The organism is Stenotrophomonas sp. SMYL89 (assembly GCF_036319985.1).
Taxonomy (GTDB): domain Bacteria; phylum Pseudomonadota; class Gammaproteobacteria; order Xanthomonadales; family Xanthomonadaceae; genus Stenotrophomonas; species Stenotrophomonas maltophilia_Q.
In genome coordinates this window covers 19826-39918 of the sequence record NZ_JAWIRW010000016.1, presented here as the reverse complement: position 1 = coordinate 39918, position 20093 = coordinate 19826, and the positions used below count along the sequence as shown (strand labels likewise).

19 protein-coding genes are annotated in these 20093 nt (G+C 67.1%); 11 read left to right on the top strand and 8 right to left on the bottom strand.

The window, feature by feature from the left end; translation table 11 throughout:
* Nucleotides 1-49: 49 nt before the first annotated feature.
* Nucleotides 50-2521 (bottom strand): NAD-dependent DNA ligase LigA, encoded by a 2472-nt coding sequence (gene ligA, locus V3B41_RS16760; RefSeq protein ID WP_329861715.1) that lies wholly within the window; start codon nucleotides 2519-2521, stop codon nucleotides 50-52.
* A gap of 307 nt (nucleotides 2522-2828) precedes the next feature.
* On the opposite strand from ligA, the gene V3B41_RS16755 reads away from it, so the two are divergent.
* Nucleotides 2829-3953 (top strand): pyridoxal phosphate-dependent aminotransferase, encoded by a 1125-nt coding sequence (locus tag V3B41_RS16755; RefSeq protein ID WP_295551079.1) that lies wholly within the window; start codon nucleotides 2829-2831, stop codon nucleotides 3951-3953.
* A 74-nt stretch (nucleotides 3954-4027) separates the two neighbouring features.
* Here V3B41_RS16755 and zipA read toward each other — a convergent pair whose 3' ends face one another.
* The 7 genes from zipA to V3B41_RS16720 all read right to left on the bottom strand — a co-directional run bounded on the left by zipA (nucleotide 4028) and on the right by V3B41_RS16720 (nucleotide 11016).
* Nucleotides 4028-4768: a cell division protein ZipA gene (gene zipA / locus V3B41_RS16750; RefSeq protein ID WP_049427506.1), complete on the bottom strand. Its 741-nt coding sequence runs from the start codon at nucleotides 4766-4768 to the stop codon at nucleotides 4028-4030.
* A 46-nt stretch (nucleotides 4769-4814) separates the two neighbouring features.
* Entirely contained in the window at nucleotides 4815-8318 is a 3504-nt protein-coding gene (smc, locus tag V3B41_RS16745) for a chromosome segregation protein SMC (protein WP_329861705.1), read from the bottom strand.
* Nucleotides 8319-8578: 260 nt separating this feature from the next.
* Entirely contained in the window at nucleotides 8579-9028 is a 450-nt protein-coding gene (gene rplI / locus V3B41_RS16740; RefSeq protein WP_043398478.1) for a 50S ribosomal protein L9, read from the bottom strand.
* A 105-nt stretch (nucleotides 9029-9133) separates the two neighbouring features.
* Complete coding sequence (gene rpsR, locus V3B41_RS16735) at nucleotides 9134-9364, bottom strand: 30S ribosomal protein S18 (protein ID WP_002804494.1); 231 nt, start codon at nucleotides 9362-9364, stop codon at nucleotides 9134-9136.
* Nucleotides 9365-9375: 11 nt separating this feature from the next.
* A complete protein-coding gene (rpsF, locus tag V3B41_RS16730) occupies nucleotides 9376-9813 on the bottom strand; it encodes a 30S ribosomal protein S6 (RefSeq protein ID WP_005410228.1) in 438 nt (145 codons plus the stop codon).
* Nucleotides 9814-10040: 227 nt separating this feature from the next.
* The gene (locus V3B41_RS16725) at nucleotides 10041-10583 is read right to left on the bottom strand and encodes a CbrC family protein (protein ID WP_329861704.1); all 543 of its coding nucleotides are present in this window, start codon (nucleotides 10581-10583) and stop codon (nucleotides 10041-10043) included.
* 94 nt (nucleotides 10584-10677) lie between these two features.
* A complete protein-coding gene (locus tag V3B41_RS16720) occupies nucleotides 10678-11016 on the bottom strand; it encodes an iron-sulfur cluster assembly accessory protein (RefSeq protein ID WP_049428383.1) in 339 nt (112 codons plus the stop codon).
* 128 nt (nucleotides 11017-11144) lie between these two features.
* On the opposite strand from V3B41_RS16720, the gene asnS reads away from it, so the two are divergent.
* The 10 genes from asnS to V3B41_RS16670 all read left to right on the top strand — a co-directional run bounded on the left by asnS (nucleotide 11145) and on the right by V3B41_RS16670 (nucleotide 20040).
* Nucleotides 11145-12539, top strand: a complete 1395-nt coding sequence (gene asnS, locus V3B41_RS16715) for an asparagine--tRNA ligase (protein WP_079222389.1) — start codon at nucleotides 11145-11147, stop codon at nucleotides 12537-12539.
* A 30-nt stretch (nucleotides 12540-12569) separates the two neighbouring features.
* Nucleotides 12570-12869, top strand: a complete 300-nt coding sequence (locus tag V3B41_RS16710; protein WP_005410232.1) for a hypothetical protein — start codon at nucleotides 12570-12572, stop codon at nucleotides 12867-12869.
* Between the two features lie 7 nt (nucleotides 12870-12876).
* On the top strand, nucleotides 12877-13191 hold the full coding sequence (locus V3B41_RS16705) for a hypothetical protein (RefSeq protein ID WP_006453002.1): 315 nt from the start codon (nucleotides 12877-12879) through the stop codon (nucleotides 13189-13191).
* A gap of 7 nt (nucleotides 13192-13198) precedes the next feature.
* Nucleotides 13199-13837 (top strand): FMN-binding negative transcriptional regulator, encoded by a 639-nt coding sequence (locus V3B41_RS16700; protein WP_049428380.1) that lies wholly within the window; start codon nucleotides 13199-13201, stop codon nucleotides 13835-13837.
* 74 nt (nucleotides 13838-13911) lie between these two features.
* A complete protein-coding gene (gene can, locus V3B41_RS16695; protein WP_049428379.1) occupies nucleotides 13912-14574 on the top strand; it encodes a carbonate dehydratase in 663 nt (220 codons plus the stop codon).
* A 20-nt stretch (nucleotides 14575-14594) separates the two neighbouring features.
* The gene (locus V3B41_RS16690; RefSeq protein WP_329861703.1) at nucleotides 14595-15116 is read left to right on the top strand and encodes a 3-hydroxyanthranilate 3,4-dioxygenase; all 522 of its coding nucleotides are present in this window, start codon (nucleotides 14595-14597) and stop codon (nucleotides 15114-15116) included.
* A 128-nt stretch (nucleotides 15117-15244) separates the two neighbouring features.
* Complete coding sequence (gene kynU, locus V3B41_RS16685) at nucleotides 15245-16519, top strand: kynureninase (protein ID WP_329861702.1); 1275 nt, start codon at nucleotides 15245-15247, stop codon at nucleotides 16517-16519.
* Nucleotides 16520-16550: 31 nt separating this feature from the next.
* A complete protein-coding gene (locus tag V3B41_RS16680) occupies nucleotides 16551-17918 on the top strand; it encodes an NAD(P)/FAD-dependent oxidoreductase (RefSeq protein WP_049428373.1) in 1368 nt (455 codons plus the stop codon).
* Nucleotides 17918-19357, top strand: coding sequence for an exodeoxyribonuclease I (gene sbcB / locus V3B41_RS16675; RefSeq protein WP_197633587.1), 1440 nt, complete (start codon nucleotides 17918-17920; stop codon nucleotides 19355-19357). Before V3B41_RS16680 ends, sbcB begins: the two co-directional genes overlap by 1 nt.
* Nucleotides 19354-20040 (top strand): TIGR02453 family protein, encoded by a 687-nt coding sequence (locus V3B41_RS16670; protein ID WP_197633586.1) that lies wholly within the window; start codon nucleotides 19354-19356, stop codon nucleotides 20038-20040. The genes sbcB and V3B41_RS16670 overlap by 4 nt, the downstream gene beginning before the upstream one ends.
* Nucleotides 20041-20093 lie beyond the last annotated feature (53 nt).

The following is a 20093-nucleotide window of genomic DNA, read 5'->3' as shown; positions in this document are numbered from 1 at the left end:
GGTGTTCCTTTGTGTTTCATGCCGGGCGCAGGGGCACCCGGCGGGGTCATCATTCGTGTTCAGCAAGATAGGCCAGCAGGCGGTCCTCGTCCCACACCGGCACACCCAGCGACTGTGCCTTGTCCAGCTTGGAGCCTGCCTCGGTGCCGGCCACCACGAAACTGGTCTTTTTCGACACGCTGCCGGACACCTTGGCACCAAGCGCCTCCAGGCGCTCCTTGGCGGCATCGCGGGTAAGCTGGGCCAAGGTGCCGGTCAGTACCACGGTCTGCCCATCCAGCGGACCGGCCACGATCTCGGCCAGCGCCGGCGCCTTGGCCAGGATCTGCCGCATCGCGTTCTCGGCGGCCAACAGCATCGCACCGTGGCCATCGGCGTCCAGCCACTCGGCCAGACCACGCGCCGTGTCATCCGGCAGCCCGGCGTTGACGAACTGGCCATGCTCGGCGTCGAGCACCGCCTGTGCACCGGGCAACGCGGCGACCAGTTTTTCCGCGCGCAGGCGGGTAATGCCAGGGATCTCCGATTCGACCAGCAGCTGCGCCAGGTCCAGCCCCTCGCGCAACTTGGCGCTGGGCGCGTGCACATCGCTGATGCGGACCTGTCCGACCTGCAGAAGGTCATCGATGGCCTGCTGGTTGCCCTGCTGCTCGAAGAAGTGGCCGAGCGACCGCGCCACTTCGCCACCGATGTCCGGCACGCGCTTGAACAGCGGCCACGGCAGATGGCGGATCAGTTCCAGGTCACCGAACCACTGCGCCAGCGCCTTGGCAGTGCTCTCGCCCACATGCTCGATGCCGAGTGCGAACAGCAGGCGTTCCAGCGTGGCGGCCCGGCTGGCGTCGATCGCTGCGATCAGGTTGTCGGCCCACTTGGTGGCGATCTTCTTCGTGTTCCATTCGAAGCTGGCCGGCTGCGCCAGCGCCTGCGCGCGCCAGCCCGGATCGTTGCCGTCCAGCTTGAGCACCGCATTGAGCACGGCACCACTGCCCTCGGTGGGAAGGTGCAGCTTCAGCGCCGCTGCCAGCGCCGACGGATCCTCCGCATCCAGCACCAGCTTCAGGTGCAGCAGCGTATCGCGGCTGAGCCGGTACAGGTCGGCCACGCTCTTGACGATGCCGGCATCGACCAGGGTTTCGATGTACTTGTCGCCGAGGCCGTCGATGTCCATGGCGCGGCGCGAGGCGAAATGGGCAATGGCTTCCTTGCGCTGCGCCGGGCAGGACAGTTCGCCCGAACAACGCCACGCCGCCGCCCCCTCCTCACGCACGATCTCCGAGCCGCACACCGGGCAGCGCGTCGGCATCTGCCACGGCGTGGTGCCCTGCGGGCGGCGGTCGAGAATGACGCTGACCACCTCGGGAATGACATCGCCCGCACGACGCACGATCACGCTGTCGCCGACGCGCACATCGAGGCGCGCGATCTGGTCGGCGTTGTGCAGCGTGGCGTTGGACACGATCACGCCGGCCACGGCCACCGGCGCCAGGCGCGCAACAGGCGTGGCAGCACCTGTGCGGCCGATCTGGATCTCGATCGCCTCCACCGTGGTGCTCTGTTCCTGCGCCGGGAACTTGTGCGCGATGGCCCAGCGCGGTGCGCGCGAGACGAAGCCCATCGCCTGCTGGCCGGCGCGGTCATCCAGCTTGTAGACCACGCCATCGATATCGAACGGCAGGCCGTCGCGGCGCTCACCGATATCGCGGTAGTACCCCAGCAGGCCGTCGGTCCCTTCCACCACCTTGCACAGTGCGCTGACCGGGAAACCCCAGGCGCCGAGCTGGGCCAGCGTGCCCGAATGCGTGTCTGGCAGCTCGCCACCCTGCACCTCGCCGGTGCCGTAGGCGAAGAAGCTCAGCCTGCGCTGCGCACTGATCTTCGGATCGAGCTGGCGCAGCGAGCCGGCCGCGGCGTTGCGCGGATTGGCCAGCACCTTGCCACCGTGCTGACGGGCACGTTCGTTGTAGGCCTCGAAATCGGCACGCGCCATATAGACCTCGCCGCGTACCTCCAGCACGTCCGGCCAGTCCTTGCCGTGCAGGCGCTTGGGAATGTCACCGATCTCGCGCAGGTTGGCGGTCACGTCCTCGCCGGTACTGCCATCGCCACGGGTCGCGCCGAGCACGAAGTGACCCTCCTCGTAGCGCAGGCTGATCGCCAGGCCGTCCATCTTCGGCTCGGCCGAGAACCGCAGGCTGCGACGCCCCAGGCGCTCGTCGATGCGGCGCACGAAATCGGCCACTTCTTCATCGCTGAAGGCATTGGACAGCGACAGCATCGGTACCGCGTGGCGCACTTCCGGGAAACGGCCGGAGGGCCGCGCACCGACCTGCTGGGTCGGACTGTCGGCACGGGCCAGTTCCGGATGCTCGCGCTCCAGCGCTTCCAGCTCGCGCACCATCCGGTCGTAGTCAACGTCGGGGATCTCCGGCGCGTCCAGCTCGTGGTAGGCGCGGTTGGCCTGGGCGATCTGCCTGCGAAGGTCTGCGGCGCGTTCGGCGGGGCTGGGGCTCATCGGGATCCGGTGGTTCTGGGATGGCCGGGAATTCTACCGCGCCCGGCCGTCAGGCCCGGTAACGCCTCCGCCTTTGCAGCGTCGAGCCATGCTCGGCTCCCGCCCCCGCTCTGGTAGCTGCCAACCATCGCCCCCGCTCCGGTAGCTGCCAACCTTCGCCCCGCTCCGGTAGGTGCCAACCTTCGCCCCGTTCCGGTAGGTGCCAACCTTGGTTGGCACGTCTGCAGTCGAGCACGGCTCGACGCTACAGAATCAGCTTGCCGCCCGCCCCCTCCAGCGCTAGCGTGCGTCGCCTCTCATCGGAATTCCGCCCATGACCCCGCCCGCCTCCCGCCGTCACTTCCTGCAGCTGGCCGGTGCCGGCCTCGCCATGGCCGGCACCGGCCTTCCCCGCCCTGCCCAGGCCCAACCGGCCTCGGCCGCTGCGCCCGCACCTCGCGAAGGTGCCGTACTGCTGAATTTCAACGAATGCCCCCACGGCCCCTCGCCCGCTGCCCAGCAGGCCGCGCGCGACAGCATCGCCGGTTGCGGCCGCTACCGTTTCGCACTGGCCGGACAGGTACGCGACGTCTTCATCGAACAGGCAGGACTGCCGGCCGACCATGTGCGCCTCTATCCCGGCTCCAGTGAACCGTTGAATCGCGCCGCCACCGTGTGGACGGGCCCGCAGGCGGGCCTGGTGGTAGCCGACCCGACCTTCGAGACGCTGGGCGAGGTCGCCGCCGCACACGGTGCCGACGTGCAGAAAGTGCCGCTGCGCGACGACGGCGCACATGACCTTCGTGCAATGGTCGCCGCCGCACATGCACGGCCGACCGGGCTGCTGTATGTGTGTAACCCGAACAACCCGACCGGCTCGGTCAGCCCTGCCGATGAGCTTGCCTGGCTGCTGGCCCACAAGCCTGCCGCCACCCGCGTGCTGGTCGACGAGGCCTACCTGCAGTACAGCGAGCAGCCGAGCCTGATCGCGCAGGTGACGCAGCGCGATGACCTGATCGTGCTGCGCACGTTCTCCAAGCTGTACGGCATGGCCGGCCTGCGCCTGGGCGTGGCGGCTGCACATCCCGACCGCCTGCGCGAACTGGCCCGCCTGGGCGACAACCCGCTACCGGTGCCGGCCCTGGCCGCGGCACTGGCCAGCCTGCGCGACCCGCAGCTGATCCCGCAGCGGCGCCTGCAGAATGCCAAGGCGCGCCAGGCCACCATCGCGTGGTTGGGCAAGCGTGGTTTCAGCTGCGTTCCGTCGGAAGCAAACTGCTTCGTGGTGGATGTGCAGCGCGACGGCAGTGCGTTCGCCAAGGCGATGGCGGACAACGGCGTGGTGATCGGACGCAGCTGGCCGATCTGGCCGCAGCGCGTGCGGGTAACGGTGGGTACCGAGGAAGAAATGGCCGCGTTCCGCCGCGCGTTCGCCAAGGTGGCCGGCGTACCGGCGTAGACCGCATCCACGCATGGCGTGGATCTACCGGGGGTGGGTGCCGACCGTTGTCGGCACACCATGGCAAACCGCGCTTACCAGCGCGGGGTCTTGGTCAGCGGCGGTGCCTGGTGCTGGCGATCATAGGCGCGCAGCTCGTCGCGGATATGCGCGATGCGCTGGCGGCCCAGGGGGTTGCGGCTGTCATCCAGCACCAGGCCGTCCAGCAGCTCGGCCATGCGCTGCACCGTCGGCAGCATCTTCTCCCACGCGTCCAGCGCGGTCAGCGGCGCCGGCAGGGTCAGGAAGAAGGCGATGGCCGGGGTTTCCATCGCACGGATGTTGGCCATGTCGAAGCTGCCCGGCTTCATGATGCTGGCCATCGAGAAGATCGGGCCGCGCTCCGGGTGGCCTTCCACCAGGCGGTGGAACACGTTCATGTGGCCGAACACCAAGCCGGTCTTCTCCGCCGCCACCACGATGTCTTCGCCGCGCAGCTGCTCGCCGGCGCGAGCGGCCACGAACAGCGAGACGATCTTGTCGAAGTCCTGGGTGGCGCGCTTGCCAAGGTCGCTGGCCGCGCCTGCGTCGGTGTCGGCCAGGCCAAGCTCGGCCTGCTCGCCTTCCGGGCCCAGGCCCGGCTCCACGCGGCCATCGGCCACGGTGACGCCATCATCGCCCAGCACCGGCTCGCGACGCTCGCCGCTGGTCGGTTCCGCGCTTTCCACGCGGCGCCCCTGGGGCTTCTTCTTCGGACGGCCAAACAGGAAGATCGCGGCGATCAACAGCAGGCCGGCGGCCAGGATGCCGATGCGCAACAGTGCCGTGTCGGACATTCGATAGGTTCTCCGGCTAGTTCATTCAGGTAATTAGGATGGCACGTCAGGCCGCGCCCGCCAATCGTGCGGCTTCTTCCAGGTCCACGCTGACAAGGCGGCTGACGCCTGGTTCGCGCATGGTCACGCCCGACAGCTGGTGCGCAGCCTCCATCGTCGCCTTGTTATGGCTGACGAACAGGAACTGCACCTTCTCGCTCATTTCCTTGACCATGTTGGCCAGGCGGCCGACGTTGGCTTCGTCCAGCGGTGCGTCCACCTCGTCCAGCAGGCAGAACGGTGCCGGGTTCAGCTGGAAGATGGCGAACACCAGCGCCACTGCGGTCATCGCCTTCTCGCCACCGGACAGCAGCGAGATGCTGGACACCCGCTTGCCCGGCGGACGCGCCATGATGGTCACGCCGGTGTCGAGCAGGTCTTCACCGGTCAGCTCCAGGTAGGCGTGCCCGCCACCGAACAGGCGCGGGTACAGGGCCTGCACGCCGGCGTTGACGCGGTCGAAAGTGTCCTTGAAGCGGCCGCGGGTCTCGCGGTCGATCTTGCGGATGGCATCTTCCAGGGTTTCCAGCGCGGTGGTCAGGTCGGTGTGCTGCGAATCCAGGTAGTCCGAGCGCTGCGACGCCTCACCGTACTCGTGGATGGCCGCCAGATTGACCGGCTCCAGCCGGCGCATGCGGCCATCGATCTGGTGCACGGCCTGCTCCCAGTCGCCCAAGCGAGCATCTTCGGGCAGCGCATTGAGCACGTCCTGCAGTACGAAACCGGCCTTCTCCACCGCACCCTGCAGGGTGTCCGCGCTGAGCACCAGCGCTTGCTGATCCAGCTTGCGCTGCGAGATGCGCTCACGCTGGGCCAATGCCTGTTCGTCGCGCTGGTGGCGGGTCTGTTCGTAATTGCGCAGCTCGGCGTCGATGCCGTCCAGCAGCGTGCGCGCCTCGGTCAGCACGCGATCGGCGCGCACGCGCTCTTCCAGCGCGTTCTGATGCTCGGCCTGCAGAGATTCGACCGGCGAATCACCCTCGTCCAGCTGCGAATGCAGCTCGCCCAGGCGCGAATCCAGCTGCCCGCGCTGGGTGCCCATGCGCTCCAGTGCCTGGCTCAACGAAGCCAGCTGCGCCCGCTGCGATTCCAGGGTCAGCGCCAGCGAGTGCGAACGCTCGCGCACCGCACGTGCGGCGTCGCGGGCCAGGTCGCGGGCCTCGGTCAGCTGGCGGCGCTCGCCCTCGAGTCGCTGCCGGGTCGATTCCAGGTCGCCCATGCTGCTGACCGCGTTCTCCAATCGCGAACGCGCTTCACGCGCCTGTTCGTTGTTGGCCTCCAGCGTTTCCTGCAACTGCTTCAGCTCACCTTCGATGCGATCGATGCGCGTGCGTGCGGCTTCCACCTTGCCCTGCTGGCCCTGCAGCTGGCCTGCCAGTTCGGATACCGCACGATGGGCCTGGTACAGCGCACGCTGCGCGTCTTCGCGCTGCTGTTCGGCGGCCTGCAACTGCTCGCGGAAGCCTGCCAGCTGTTCTTCCAGCTCGGCTTCGCGGTCCTGAAGCTGCTCGATCTGCTCGCGCAGCTCATTGATCTCGCGTTCGCGCAGCAGCGCGCCCTGCTGGGCCGCGCCGGAACGCGACACACGCAGCCAGCCCTCGCCCAGGCGCTCACCGCCCTGGGTGATGATCGAATCGCCTTCCGGCAGGCTGGCCTGCAGCGCCTTCGCTTCGGCCAGATTCCCGGCACCGTGCAGGTGCACGAGCAGGCGACGGATCGCTGCCGGACCACGCACGCGTGCAGCCAGCGAGGTCGGTGCAGCCTTGAAGTCGGCACCGGCGTTGGCAACCAGCGCGATGTGGCCATCGCCCAGTTCGCCCAGCGCGTCGACCAGGCTGGCCGGGTCATCCACCAGCACGCCTTCGATCAACTGGCCGAGCGCGCTTTCCACCGCGTTTTCCCAGCCGGCATCAACGTCCAGGCGTTCGCCGACACGCGCCGCCGAATCCAGCCCACGCGCCTTCAGCCAGGCCACAGCCGCGCCCTGCTCCTGGCCCAGTGCGGCCTGTTGCAGGGTTTCCAGCGAGGCCAGGCGGCCACGCAGGCCGTTGACCTGCTTGCGCAGTTCCGCCAGTTCGCTCTGGCCCTTGCGCTGCTGCTCCTGCACGGCGGTCACGCCCTGCTTGCGCAGCTCGACGTCTTCGCTCAGTTCATCCAGCGCGGTTTTCTGCGTGTCGTGCTGCAGGTGCAGCTGCTCGAAGGCTTCTTCCAGCGCGTCCACGTCCAGCCCGGCGCGCTCGGCGGCCAGGGCTTCACGACGCCGGTCGGCATCGAGGATCTGCTTGTCCAGGTAGTCCACGCGCGTGCGTTCGACATCGCCGGCGCGCGAGGCTTCCGAACTCTGCGAGCTGTGCTGTTCCCAGCGCTGCTGCCAGCTGGCCAGCCGGTCTTCCGCCTCACGCAGGCTCTCCTGCTTGATCTCGTTTTCTTCCTGCAGTTCTTCCAGCTGCGGGGTGGCGGCCTCGACCGCCTCACGCAGCACCATCAGCTTGGCCTCGTCGCCACTGATGTGCTGCCCCAGCTCGGCCAGGGCCTGCTGGGTTTCATCGCGTGCCTTGTGCAGGCGCTGCGACAACTCGCGCTGGTGCTGGATCTGCTGCTCCAGGCGGGCCAGCGTGCTGCCGACCTGGTAGACCGCGGCCTGCGCGGTGTTCAGCGCATCGGCCGCCTCTTCGCGGCGCACGCGCGAGGTCTCGATGCGGGCCTCGGCGTCACGCTGGTCGGCGATCAGCTGCTGCAGCCTGGTTTCTTCCTGCGACAGGCCTTCGCGCAGCTTCGACAGCCGCCCGTCGAGGCCACGGAATTCCAGTGCCTTCCACTCGGCATCCTTGACCCGGCGCTCTTCCTGCAGCGCCTGGTACTGCTCGGCCTGCTTGGCCTGGCGCTTGAGATGCTCGAGCTGCTTGCTGATCTCATCACGCAGATCACCCAGGCGGTCCAGGTTTTCGCGGGTGTGGCGGATGCGGGTCTCGGTTTCCTTGCGGCGCTCCTTGTACTTGGAGATGCCGGCCGCCTCTTCCAGGTACACGCGCAGGTCTTCCGGGCGCGCCTCGATGATCTGGCTGATCATGCCCTGCTCGATGATCGAGTAACTGCGCGGCCCCAGGCCGGTGCCGAGGAACAGGTCGGTGATGTCACGGCGGCGGCACTTGGTGCCGTTGAGGTAGTAATTGCTGGTGCCGTCGCGGCTGACCGTGCGCTTGACCGAGATTTCGTTGAACGAGGCGTACTCGCCCGAGATCGTGTGGTCGGAGTTGTCGAAGATCAGCTCGACGGTGGCCTGCGAGACCGGCTTGCGGGCGTTGGAACCGGAGAAGATCACGTCGGTCAGCGAGTCGCCGCGCAGGCGGCTGGCCGAACTCTCGCCCATCACCCAGCGCACGGCGTCGATGATGTTCGACTTGCCGCAGCCATTGGGCCCCACCACGCCGGTCATGTTGGTCGGCAGGTGCAGGGTGGTCGGATCGACGAACGACTTGAAGCCGGACAGCTTGATCGTGGAAAGACGCATAGGGGTTCCGGACTGGGGCCGGCAAGCGGCCTGCGTTTACCCTCCAAGTCATTGATCCTGTTGGGATCGATGACCGTGGAACGGGTGTGACGCCCTGAGTATACCGATGTGGCCGTGTTCTACGAATGGGCGTGGAACATTGTCCGGCCCTGCCCCGTCGGCCCGGCCGGCCTCGACACCCTGGAGCGGGAGCCATAAAACAAAACGGGCACCCTTGCGGGCGCCCGTTCTGCGGTGATGCCAGGCCTTGCGGCGTGGGATCAGGCTTCGGCGACGACGACAACCTTGACGGTGGTCTCGACGTCGGCGTGCAGGTGGATCAGCACGTCGTACTCGCCGATGTTGCGGAAGGCGCCTTCGCCCAGGATGACTTCGCTCTTGCTGACCGGCAGGCCGGCAGCGGTGAAGGCATCGGCGATTTCGCGGGCGCCGACCGAGCCGTACAGCTTGCCTTCGGTCGAAGCGTTGGCCGGGATGGTCACGCTCGCGCCGTCCAGCTTGGCCTTGCGGGCGTCAGCTTCGGCGTGGATGGCCTGGGCCTTGGCTTCGTATTCGGCGCGCTTGGCTTCGAACTCGGCCTTGTTGCTCTCGGTGGCCGGCACGGCCTTGCCCTGCGGCACGAGGAAGTTACGGCCGTAGCCCGGCTTCACGTCGACCAGGTCGCCCAGGTTGCCGAGGTTGGTGACTTTCTGCAGGAGGATCAGCTGCATGGTATTGCTCCAGATAAGTTATTCGTTAGCGAGGCGATGCCCCGCAACAAAGGCTGTCCGAATAGCTGGCACAGCGGGGGCGGCACCGGGCCGCCCCGCCGGGCATCAGACGTCGTGGTTGTCGGTGTACGGGATCAGGGCCAGGAAGCGAGCGCGCTTGACGGCGGTCGCCAGCTGGCGCTGGTACTTCGACTTGGTACCGGTGACGCGGCTCGGCACGATCTTGCCGTTCTCGGTCAGGTACTGGCGCAGGGTGTTGAGATCCTTGTAGTCGATCTCCTTCACACCTTCAGCCGTGAACTTGCAGAACTTGCGGCGACGGAAGAACTTGGACATGGGAAGGCTCCTTAGGCGGCGGAAGCGGCGTCGTCGCCGGCTTCGTTGTCAGCGGTGTTGTTGGACTCGCCTTCTTCGTCGTCACGACGACGGCGCTCACCGCGCTCCGGCTTGTCACCCTTCTCGTCCTTGCTCTTCATGATCAGCGACTGCTCGGTGTCAGCCTCGTCACGCTTGATGACCAGGTTGCGCAGCACGGCGTCGTTGAAGCGGAAGCTCTCGGTCAGCTCGTTCAGAACGGCCTGGTCGGCTTCGATGTTCATCAGCACGTAGTGGGCCTTCACCAGGTTCTGGATCGGGTACGCCAGCTGGCGGCGGCCCCAGTCTTCCAGACGGTGGATGGTGCCGTTGCCGTTCTCGACCAGCGACTTGTAGCGCTCGATCATGGCCGGGACCTGCTCGCTCTGGTCCGGGTGGACCATGAACACGATTTCGTAATGACGACTCATGTTTTTCTACCTTTCGGATGTGGCCTTGCGGCCGGACAGCCCCCCGCCGTTGATACCGCGGTGGGGCAAGGATTCCCGCCGGGCAGGCAGGAAGCCGCGCATTATGGCGCAGATGGGGTGGCCGGGCAACCAGCGGGCCACGGGGAAACCTGAACCGGGGGGAGTACCCCGTGCCAACCAAGGTTGGCTGCTACAGGGCCCCGGGCGATCCATGATTCCGCCGGGAGCTATCCCAGATCGACGTGAAGGCGATACTGGCCGCATTCCAGGCACTGGAACAGGCAGCCGACCATCATCCCGTCCCGGCTCAGGTGTTCCAGCACCCAGTCGGCATCGCGCGGATTGACCGCCGCCAGGTCCGGCCGGACCTGGTCCAGGAGCGGCAGCAGGTCTTCGCTGCCGGCAAAACCGAGGAAGGCGCAGGGCCGCTCACAGTGGCTCAGCCAGACCGACTGCTGCCACGACGAGTAGCCCGGGGTGCGCTCGCAGATCTCCAGCAGCAACTCACGGGGGATGGTCGGCGGCGGGTCGGCCGGATCCGGCGAAACCCCTTCAATATCGCTCCAGCCGGTGAATTCAACCTCGAAACTGGCCGCCGCCCTGCCATCGGCAATACACCACGGGCACAGGTAATCCGGGCGCAGGCAGGTGTAGAACGGCCCGCGGTAGCGCAGTGTGCGCGGTTGCCCGCAGCAGTCGCAGACTCCCTCGACCTCTTCGAAGGAGAGGTCGTAGGCGTTGGGGTGATAGGTAAAAGCCGGTCGTTCCATCCGTGGGATCCCTGCCGAGCCCAGCGTGCCGACCAAGGCTGGCATCTACCAGAGCACGCCTTGCCAGCGCAGGGCCATGCCCGGCGGCCGGCCCTCAGGCCTTGTCGGCGTCGGTGGTGAAGCTCTCGCCGCAGCCACACTCGGCGGTGGCATTGGGGTTGCTGAACGTGAACGTCTCGCTCAGGCCATGCTTGCCGAAGTCGATCACGGTGCCGTCCACCAGCGCCAGGCTCTTGGCGTCGACATAGATCTTCACGCCGTCCTGCTCGAACACGGTATCGCCCTCGCGCTCATCGCGGGCCAGGTCGGTCACGTGGCCCCAGCCGGAACAGCCGGTCTTGGTCACGCCGAAACGCAGGCCCAGCGCGCCGGGGGTCTGGGCGACGAAGCGCTGCACGCGCTCGAAGGCAATGGGGGTCAGGCTGACAGCCATGAGGCTACTCCAGAGGTACGGGGACATTATAAGGAGCCGTTGCCATGAAAAATGCCTCGCAAGCGGAACACTGCAACCGGTAAACTCCCGTGTTCACAGATCGAGTCGATCAGCAGAGGATTCAAGTCATGACGGTGGTCAGCGTTGAACATGCGCTTGCCGGGAAGATCCCGGAAGGCGGCGAAGTCACGGTACGCGGATGGGTGCGCACGGTGCGCGGTTCAGCGAATCTGGCCTTCGTGAATGTGAGCGACGGCTCCTGCTTCGCCCCGATCCAGGTCGTGGCCAATGACACCCTGGCCAACTTCGACGAGATCAAGCGCCTGACCAGCGGCTGCTCGGTCATCGCCACCGGCACGCTGGTGAAGTCGCAGGGCAAGGGCCAGTCGTTCGAGATCCAGGCCAGCGCGCTGGAGGTGGTCGGCTGGGTCGAAGACCCGCTCACCTACCCGATCCAGCCCAAGCCGATGTCGCCGGAGTTCCTGCGCGAAGTGGCGCACCTGCGTCCGCGCACCAACCTGTTCGGCGCGGTCACCCGCATCCGCAACTGCCTGGCCCAGGCCGTGCACCGCTTCTTCCACGAGAACGGCTTCAACTGGATCAGCACCCCGATCATCACCACCTCCGACGCCGAAGGCGCCGGCCAGATGTTCCGCGTGTCCACCCTGGACATGGTGAACCTGCCGCGCGATGAGAAGGGCGCGATCGATTTCAGCCGCGACTTCTTCGGCAAGGAAACCTTCCTGACCGTGTCCGGCCAGCTGAACGTCGAGGCCTACTGCCTGGCGCTGAGCAAGGTCTACACTTTCGGCCCGACCTTCCGCGCCGAGAACAGCCACACCACCCGCCACCTGGCGGAATTCTGGATGATCGAACCGGAAATCGCCTTCGCCGACCTGGCCGAAGACGCGCGCCTGGCCGAGGAGTTCCTGAAGTACCTGTTCCGCGCGGTGCTGAACGAGCGTGGCGACGACCTGGCCTTCATTGCCGAGCGCGTGGACAAGAACGCGATCACCAAGCTGGAAGACTTCATCAATGCCCCGTTCGAGCGCATCGACTACACCGATGCGGTCAGCCTGCTGCAGAAGTCCGGCAAGAAGTTCGACTTCCCGGTCGAATGGGGCCTGGACCTGCAGACCGAGCACGAGCGCTGGCTGACCGAGGAGCACGTCGGCCGCCCGGTGGTGGTGACCAACTATCCGGAGCACATCAAGGCCTTCTACATGCGCCTGAACGACGACGGCAAGACCGTTGCCGCGATGGACGTGCTGGCCCCGGGCATCGGCGAGATCATCGGCGGCAGCCAGCGCGAAGAGCGCCTGGACGTGCTGGACGCGCGCATGGCCCAGTTCGGCCTGGATCGCGAGCACTACAGCTGGTACCGCGATTTCCGCCGCTATGGTTCGGTGCCGCACGCAGGCTTCGGCCTGGGCTTCGAGCGCCTGGTGGTGTACGTCTGCGGGCTGTCCAACATCCGCGATGCGATCCCCTACCCGCGCGCCCCGGGCAGCGCGGACTTCTAAGTCCCATACGACCACGGAGGTACTTCCCCCATGACCCTGTTCTTCGCCCTCTGTTTCGTCGGCGTCGCAGTGGCCGGGTTCAGTGCCTTCGTGATCTTCTGGCCGCTGACCCTGGTGCACGTGCGCGACCGCCATCCGGCGCTCGCCGCGCGCTTCGGCAGCGGCGCCTTCCTCAAGCCCGATGCCCTGGCCTGGCTGCTGCGACGCGACTATCGGCAGCAACCGGACCGCTCCTTGTCCGGGCTGGCGACACCGGCCTGGGTATCGCTGCTGACCCTGCTGGCCGGACTGGGCATGGCTGCCCTGCTCTGGCTGGCCTCGCTCTGGTAATACGCTCATGAATGACATCACCGCCTCGCGCGACAGCTGGTGGCTGGCCAGCCTCGGCAACACCTTGATCTGGGCGCGCCTGCGCGTTCGCCCTGCCGGCACCGCCGAAGTGCTCGACAGCGATGGCAACACGCTGAGCTATGACAGCGAGGACACCGCGCGTTCGCAGCTGTTCGACGCCGAATTCGTCGAGTACGACGGCCTGGACGAGGAAGATGCGCTAGTGCGAGGGTTCAGCCTGCACGAAGTGCAGCCGCCGCAGGCCGACAGCGACGAGGGCCTGCGTGGCCGCATGATCCAGTCGCTGGGCGGGCGCGCCTGACCTCAGCATGTTCACCCCGCGCGCCTTCGCCGAGACCGACCTGCTCTGGCTGGACCGCCTGCTGGCGCGTGACCCGTTCGTCACCGTGCTCACGACCGGCAGCGACGGCCTGCCGGAACTGACCCGGATGCCGGTGCTGTACCACCGTGACGGACAGCAGATCGAGCTGCGCGGCCACTGGGCCCGCGCCAACCCGCAGTCGCGCCACAACGGTGCGGCCAAGGTGCTGGTCGACGGCCCGCATGGCTACGTCTCGGCCAGCTGGTATCCGGACAAGGAGCCTGCCGCGCGGGTGCCGACCTGGAACTACGCCGCCGCCGAGCTGCGTGGCCAGCTGCAGACCTTCGACGACACCGATGCGCTGGCCGGACTGGTCGGCGCGATCAGCGACCGTTTCGAAGCCAGTGTCGGGCAGGCGTGGCAGTTCGATGCCACGCGCGCCGAGCATGGCCCGGAGCTCCGCGCCATCGTCGGCTTCCGCTTCCAGGTTGAACAGGTGCAGCTGAAGCTGAAACTCAGCCAGAACCATCCCGACGCCAACCAGCAGGCGGTGATCACCGCGCTGGACGCACTGGGCACCCCTTCTTCCCATGAGCTAGCGCAGTGGATGCGCTGGCACCGTGAACAGGCCGCTACCGACGGCTGATCACCTCAGATTCCCGCGAAAGCGCGATCAGAACGGCCGCGCCTTGCCCCCACCCGACGCCAGGGATACCGCACATGAAAGACATCCACCGCCTGCTGCAGAACAACCGCGACTGGGCCGATCGCATCGCCAAGGAAGACCCTGACTTCTTCCAGCAGCTGTCCAAGCAGCAGCATCCGGAGTACCTGTGGATCGGCTGCTCAGACTCGCGCGTACCTGCCAACCAGATCATCGGCATGGCCCCGGGCGAAGTCTTCGTGCATCGCAACGTCGCCAACGTGGTGGCACACAGCGACCTGAACTGCCTGAGCGTGGTGCAGTACGCAGTGGACCAGCTGAAGGTGAAGCACATCCTGATCGTCGGCCACTACGGATGCGGCGGCGTGCATGCCTGCCTGCACAACACCCGCGTCGGCCTGGCCGACAACTGGCTGCGCCATGTCGGCGATGTCGTGCAGAAGCACCAGGGCATCCTCGATGCGATCGAGGATGACGAGCTGAAGCACGCGCGCCTGTGCGAACTGAACGTGATCGAGCAGGTCGCCAACCTGTGCCGTTCGACCATCGTCGAGGACGCCTGGGCGCGCGGCCAGAAGCTGATGGTGCACGGCTGGGTCTACAGCCTGAAGAACGGCCGCGTCAGCGAAATGGGCATCGACGTCGGTGCGCCGGAAGAGCTGAAGCCGGCCTATGAAAAGGCGCTGTCCTATGTTCCGCGCCAGGGCCGGCGCGACTGACCTCCCTACGGACCACGACCATGCTCGCCTCGCCGATCAACCTGCACGCCTGGATCGAAGAACATCGCCACCTGCTGAAGCCGCCGGTGGGCAACAAGATGATCGACAACGGCGACTTCATCGTGATGGTGGTGGGCGGGCCGAACTCGCGCACCGACTACCACTACGACGAAGGCCCGGAGTGGTTCTACCAGCTTGAGGGCGAGATGGTGCTGAAGGTCCAGGAAGACGGCGCGGTGCGCGACATTCCGATCCGCGCCGGCGAGATCTTCCTGCTGCCGGCCCGGGTGCCGCACTCGCCGCGGCGCCCGCCCGGCGGCATCGGCCTGGTGGTCGAGCGTAAGCGTCTGCCGCACGAGAAGGACGGCGTGATCTGGCACTGTGAACGCTGCAACCACAAGCTGCACGAAGAGTTCTTCGCGCTGCAGAACATCGAGACCGACCTGCCCAAGGTGTTTGCGCGCTATCACGCCAGCCTGGAGCTGCGCACCTGCAGCCAGTGCGGGCACGTGGATCCGCTGCCGGCGCCTGCAGCGGGCTGAGCACCTGCCCCTGTAGAGCCGAGCACGGGCTCGGCTCTACAGCAAGAGCGGCACGCAGGCATTCCGGGCGTCGGTCCCACCATCCCAGGCGCTACACTGGCAGCCCCGTTGCAGCCTGTTGCCCGACCATGTCCGACCTGCTCAGCCGCACCCACGCCATTGCCCTGGACGCCGCCGATCCGCTGCGTCCGCTGCGTAACGAATTCCTGATTCCGCGCCATGGCGGCGGCGAGCAGACCTACTTCGTCGGCAACTCGCTGGGCCTGCAGCCGCGTGGGGCCCAGGCCGCGGTGCAGGAAGTGATGAAGCAGTGGGGCGAGCTGGCGGTGGAAGGCCACTTCACCGGGCCCACCCAGTGGCTGTCCTACCACCGCCTGGTGAGTGCGCAGCTGGCCCGCGTGGTCGGTGCACTGCCCAGCGAAGTGGTGGCGATGAACACGCTGAGCGTGAACCTGCACCTGATGATGGTCAGCTTCTACCGGCCGACCGCGCAGCGCCCGGTGATCCTGATGGAAGCCGGTGCGTTCCCGACCGACCGCCACGCGGTGGAAGCGCAGATCCGTTTCCACGGGTTCGACCCGGCCGAGTGCCTGGTGGAAGTGCAGCCGGACGAAGCCAATGGCACGATCTCGCTGGCCGCGATCGAACGTGCCATCGCCGAACACGGCCCGCGCCTTGCGCTGGTGCTGTGGCCCGGCGTGCAGTACCGCACCGGCCAGGCCTTCGACCTGGATGCCATCACCCGTGCTGCCCGCCTGCAGGGCGCGCGCATCGGCTTCGACCTGGCGCACTCGGTCGGCAACCTGCCGCTGCGCCTGCATGACATCGCACCCGACTTCGCAGTGTGGTGCCACTACAAATACCTCAACAGCGGCCCGGGTGCGGTGGCCGGCGCGTTCGTGCACGAGCGCCATCACCGCGACACCACGCTGCCGCGCTTTGCCGGCTGGTGGGGCCATGAGGAATCCACCCGCTTCCAGATGGCACCGCAGTTCACCCCGGCCATCGGTGCCGAAGGCTGGCAGCTGAGCAATCCGCCGATTCTCGGCCTGGCGCCGCTGCGCGCCTCGCTGGACCTGTTCGAGCGTGCCAGAATGGACGCGCTGCGCGGCAAATCACTGGCACTGACCGGCATGCTCGAAGCGCTTGTACGCGCACGCCTGTCCGGCGTGCTCGACATCATCACTCCGGCCGAGCCGCAGCGTCGCGGCTGCCAGCTGTCATTGCGCGTGATCGGTGGGCGCGAGCGCGGACGCGCACTGTTTGAACACCTGCGCAGCATCGGCGTGCTCGGCGACTGGCGCGAGCCGGACGTGATCCGCATCTCGCCTACCCCGCTCTACAACCGCTACCTGGACGTGCACCACTTCGTCGAGGAAGTGGAAGCCTGGGCCGGCCTCTGAGCCGGCCCCTCCCCTACTGCTGGACAGTTCGTTGATCGCACACGCTTCCCGCTCGTTGAGCATTATCGGTGCCGGCCTCGCCGGGTCCCTGCTGGCCATCCTGCTGTCACGGCAGGGCTGGCGCATCACCCTGTACGAACGCCGCGGCGATCCGCGCATTGCCGACTACGAGAGTGGTCGTTCGATCAACCTGGCGCTGGCCGAACGCGGGCGCAACGCCCTGCGCCAGGCGGGAGTGGAAGACGAGGTGATGGCGCGCGCGGTAATGATGCGCGGGCGCATGGTGCATCCGCGCGAAGGCGAACCGCAGCTGCAACGCTACGGCCGCGACGACAGCGAAGTAATCTGGTCGATCCATCGCAGCGACCTGAACACGACGCTGCTGGAACTCGCCGAACAGGCTGGCGCGACCGTGCACTTCCACCGCCGCCTGCATACCGTCGATTTCGATGCCGGCTACGCGCGTTTCATCGACGACCGCGATGACAGCCCGCACGACATCCGCTTCGACACCCTGATCGGTGCCGATGGTGCAGGCTCGGCGCTGCGCGCGGCGATGAACCGGCGGGCGCCGCTGGGCGAGGACATCGCCTTCCTCGACCACTCCTACAAGGAGCTGGAAATTCCGCCGGCCGCCGACGGCAGCTTCCGCATCGAGCGCAACGCGCTGCATATCTGGCCGCGTGGCCATTACATGTGCATCGCCCTGCCCAACCACGAAGGCACCTTCACCGTCACCCTGTTCCTGCCCAACCAGGGTGATCCCAGCTTCGCCACGGTCAACACCGGCGCGCAGGCCGAAGCACTGTTCGCGCGTGAGTTCGCCGATACCCTGCCGCTGATCCCGAACCTGCGCGCGGACTGGGAACAGCACCCACCCGGCCTGCTTGGCACGCTGACGCTTGATCGCTGGCACCAGCAGGGCCGCGCGGTCCTGATTGGCGACGCCGCACATGCGATGGTGCCGTTCCACGGGCAAGGCATGAACTGCGCATTCGAGGATTGCGTGGCTCTGGCCCGCCATCTGATGGAAGCGGACGACCTGGAAGGCGCGTTCCAAGCCTTCGAAGCCGAGCGCAAGCCGAACGCACGCGCAATCCAGCAGATGGCGCTGGAAAACTATCTGGAAATGCGCGACCGCGTGGCTGATCCTGCGTTCCTGCTGCAACGCGAACTGGAACAGGAACTGCAGCGGCGCTGGCCGACCCGGTTCGTACCGCATTACACGATGGTCACCTTCCTGCACACGCCGTACGCGGAAGCCATGCGCCGCACCGAGCTTCAGCGCGACATGCTGGTGGCGGCCACGGCCGGCCACGATTCGCTGGACAACATCGACTGGGCCGCACTGGAAGCACAGGTCCATGCGCAGCTGCCGGTCCTGGAGGGCGCGCACTGATGGCTGACAGCTTCCTGTTCTACGACCTGGAAACCTTCGGCCAGGACCCGCGGCGCACGCGCATCTCGCAGTACGCCGCGATCCGTACCGACGCCGATCTGAACGAGATCGACACCCCGGTCAGCTTCTTCGTGCGCCCGGCCGACGATCTGCTGCCCTCGCCGATGGCCACCCTGGTCACCGGCATCACCCCGCAGCAGGCCCTGGCCGAGGGCATCAGCGAGGCCGAAGCCTTCGACCGCATCAACGAGCAGCTATCGCGTCCCGGCACCTGCGCACTGGGCTACAACACGCTGCGCTTCGACGATGAATTCGTCCGCTACGGCCTGTTCCGCAACTTCCATGACCCGTACGAGCGCGAGTGGCGCAACGGCAATTCGCGCTGGGACCTGCTGGACATGCTGCGGCTGATGCGCGCGATGCGTCCGGACGGCATCCAGTGGCCGCTGCGCGAGGACGGTGCCACCTCGTTCAAGCTCGAGCACCTGGCCGAAGCCAACAACGTGCGCGAGGGTGATGCGCACGAAGCGCTGTCCGACGTGCGCGCCACGATCGGCATGGCACGGCTGTTCAAGCAGTCGCAGCCGCGCCTGTGGGACTACGCCCTGAAGCTGCGCGACAAGCGTTTCGTAGGCAGCCTGCTGGATGTAACCGCGATGAAGCCGGTGCTGCACATTTCCATGCGCTACCCGGCCAGCCGCCTGTGCGCGGCGCCGGTGCTGCCGCTGGCGGTGCACCCGACCATCAACAACCGGGTGATCGTGTTCGACCTCGACGGCGACATCGACGACCTGCTGGCACTACCAGCCGATGTGATCGCACAGCGCCTGTACATGCGCGCCAGCGAGCTGCCCGAGGGCGTTGCACGGGTGCCGCTGAAGGAGGTGCACCTGAACAAGGTGCCGGCGCTGATCGCCTGGAACCACCTGCGTGCCGACGACCACCAGCGCCTGGGCCTGGACGTGGCGGCCATCGACGCCAAGATCGAGCGCCTGCGCGAATTCGCCCCACAGCTGGCGGAGAAGGCGCGCCAGGTCTACAACCAGCCGCGCGTGGCCACCGTGGCCGATGTCGATGCATCGCTGTACGACGGATTCCTGGGCAACGGTGACAAACCGCTGCTGGCCCTGGCCCGTACCACCGCGCCGGATCAGCTGGCCGCGCTGGAAGGCCGCTTCCGTGACCCGCGCCTGCCCGAGCTGCTGTTCCGCTACCGCGCGCGCAACCATCCCGACAGCCTCGCGCCGGCTGAACGCCAGCGCTGGCAGGATTACCGCCGCCAGCGCCTGCTCGGAGACGGCGGCCTGGGCGAACTCACCCTGCCCCAGTACCAGCAGCAGCTGGATGCACTGGCCGCCGAAGCGCCCGATGACACCCGGCGCCAGGCGCTGCTGCAATCGCTGCGCGATTGGGGCCAGCACCTGCAGGAGACGCTGTGAGCACTTATTTCTCTGACGCCAGCTTCAAGTTCCTGCGCGGCCTTGCGCGGCACAACGACAAGGCCTGGTTCAACGATCACCGCCAGCAGTACGAAGACCACGTGCGGCAGCCATTCCTGCGCCTGCTGGGCGACCTGCAGCCGGCCCTGGCCGAGGTCAGCGAGCACTTCCGCGCCGATACCCGCGGCGTCGGTGGCTCGCTGTTCCGCATCCATCGCGACGCGCGTTTTTCCAACGACAAGTCGCCGTACAAGACCTGGCAGGGTGCCCGCCTGTTCCATGAGCGCCGCCGTGAAGTGGCCGCGCCCTCCTTCTACGTGCACCTGCAGCCCGGCGAGAGCTTCGTCGGCGCTGGCCTGTGGCATCCAGAACCCGAGACGCAGCGCCGCGTGCGCCACTTCATTCTCGACAACCCGGGCAGCTGGAAGGCCGCCGCGCATGCCCCGGCGCTGCGCAAGCGCTTCGATTTCGAGGAGAGCGAGAAGCTGGTGCGCCCGCCACGTGGCTTCCCGGCCGATTTCGAGTTCATTGACGACCTCAAGCACCGCAACTGGGTGATGTGGCGCTCGCTGGACGATGCCACCATGACCGGCCCGCGCCTGCTGTCCACGCTGGGCAAGGACCTGGCTGGGCTCGGCCCGTTCGTCGACTACCTGTGCGCGGCACTGGACCTGGAGTTCTGAGCCGCATCACCTGCCGTTCACCACTGGCTGCCTCACTTGCGGCAGTCTGGACA

What these genes read in the sequence shown, in the direction of transcription:
- V3B41_RS16725 (WP_329861704.1), bottom strand. Translation starts at nt 10,583, where the DNA reads ATGGAACGACCGGCTTTTACCTATCACCCCAACGCCTACGACCTCTCC.
- smc (WP_329861705.1), bottom strand. Translation starts at nt 8,318, where the DNA reads ATGCGTCTTTCCACGATCAAGCTGTCCGGCTTCAAGTCGTTCGTCGAT.
- rplI (WP_043398478.1), bottom strand. Translation starts at nt 9,028, where the DNA reads ATGCAGCTGATCCTCCTGCAGAAAGTCACCAACCTCGGCAACCTGGGC.
- V3B41_RS16705 (WP_006453002.1), top strand. Translation starts at nt 12,877, where the DNA reads ATGAATGACATCACCGCCTCGCGCGACAGCTGGTGGCTGGCCAGCCTC.
- V3B41_RS16700 (WP_049428380.1), top strand. Translation starts at nt 13,199, where the DNA reads ATGTTCACCCCGCGCGCCTTCGCCGAGACCGACCTGCTCTGGCTGGAC.
- kynU (WP_329861702.1), top strand. Translation starts at nt 15,245, where the DNA reads ATGTCCGACCTGCTCAGCCGCACCCACGCCATTGCCCTGGACGCCGCC.
- V3B41_RS16690 (WP_329861703.1), top strand. Translation starts at nt 14,595, where the DNA reads ATGCTCGCCTCGCCGATCAACCTGCACGCCTGGATCGAAGAACATCGC.
- zipA (WP_049427506.1), bottom strand. Translation starts at nt 4,768, where the DNA reads ATGTCCGACACGGCACTGTTGCGCATCGGCATCCTGGCCGCCGGCCTG.
- asnS (WP_079222389.1), top strand. Translation starts at nt 11,145, where the DNA reads ATGACGGTGGTCAGCGTTGAACATGCGCTTGCCGGGAAGATCCCGGAA.
- can (WP_049428379.1), top strand. Translation starts at nt 13,912, where the DNA reads ATGAAAGACATCCACCGCCTGCTGCAGAACAACCGCGACTGGGCCGAT.
- V3B41_RS16720 (WP_049428383.1), bottom strand. Translation starts at nt 11,016, where the DNA reads ATGGCTGTCAGCCTGACCCCCATTGCCTTCGAGCGCGTGCAGCGCTTC.
- V3B41_RS16710 (WP_005410232.1), top strand. Translation starts at nt 12,570, where the DNA reads ATGACCCTGTTCTTCGCCCTCTGTTTCGTCGGCGTCGCAGTGGCCGGG.
- V3B41_RS16755 (WP_295551079.1), top strand. Translation starts at nt 2,829, where the DNA reads ATGACCCCGCCCGCCTCCCGCCGTCACTTCCTGCAGCTGGCCGGTGCC.
- sbcB (WP_197633587.1), top strand. Translation starts at nt 17,918, where the DNA reads ATGGCTGACAGCTTCCTGTTCTACGACCTGGAAACCTTCGGCCAGGAC.
- rpsR (WP_002804494.1), bottom strand. Translation starts at nt 9,364, where the DNA reads ATGTCCAAGTTCTTCCGTCGCCGCAAGTTCTGCAAGTTCACGGCTGAA.
- rpsF (WP_005410228.1), bottom strand. Translation starts at nt 9,813, where the DNA reads ATGAGTCGTCATTACGAAATCGTGTTCATGGTCCACCCGGACCAGAGC.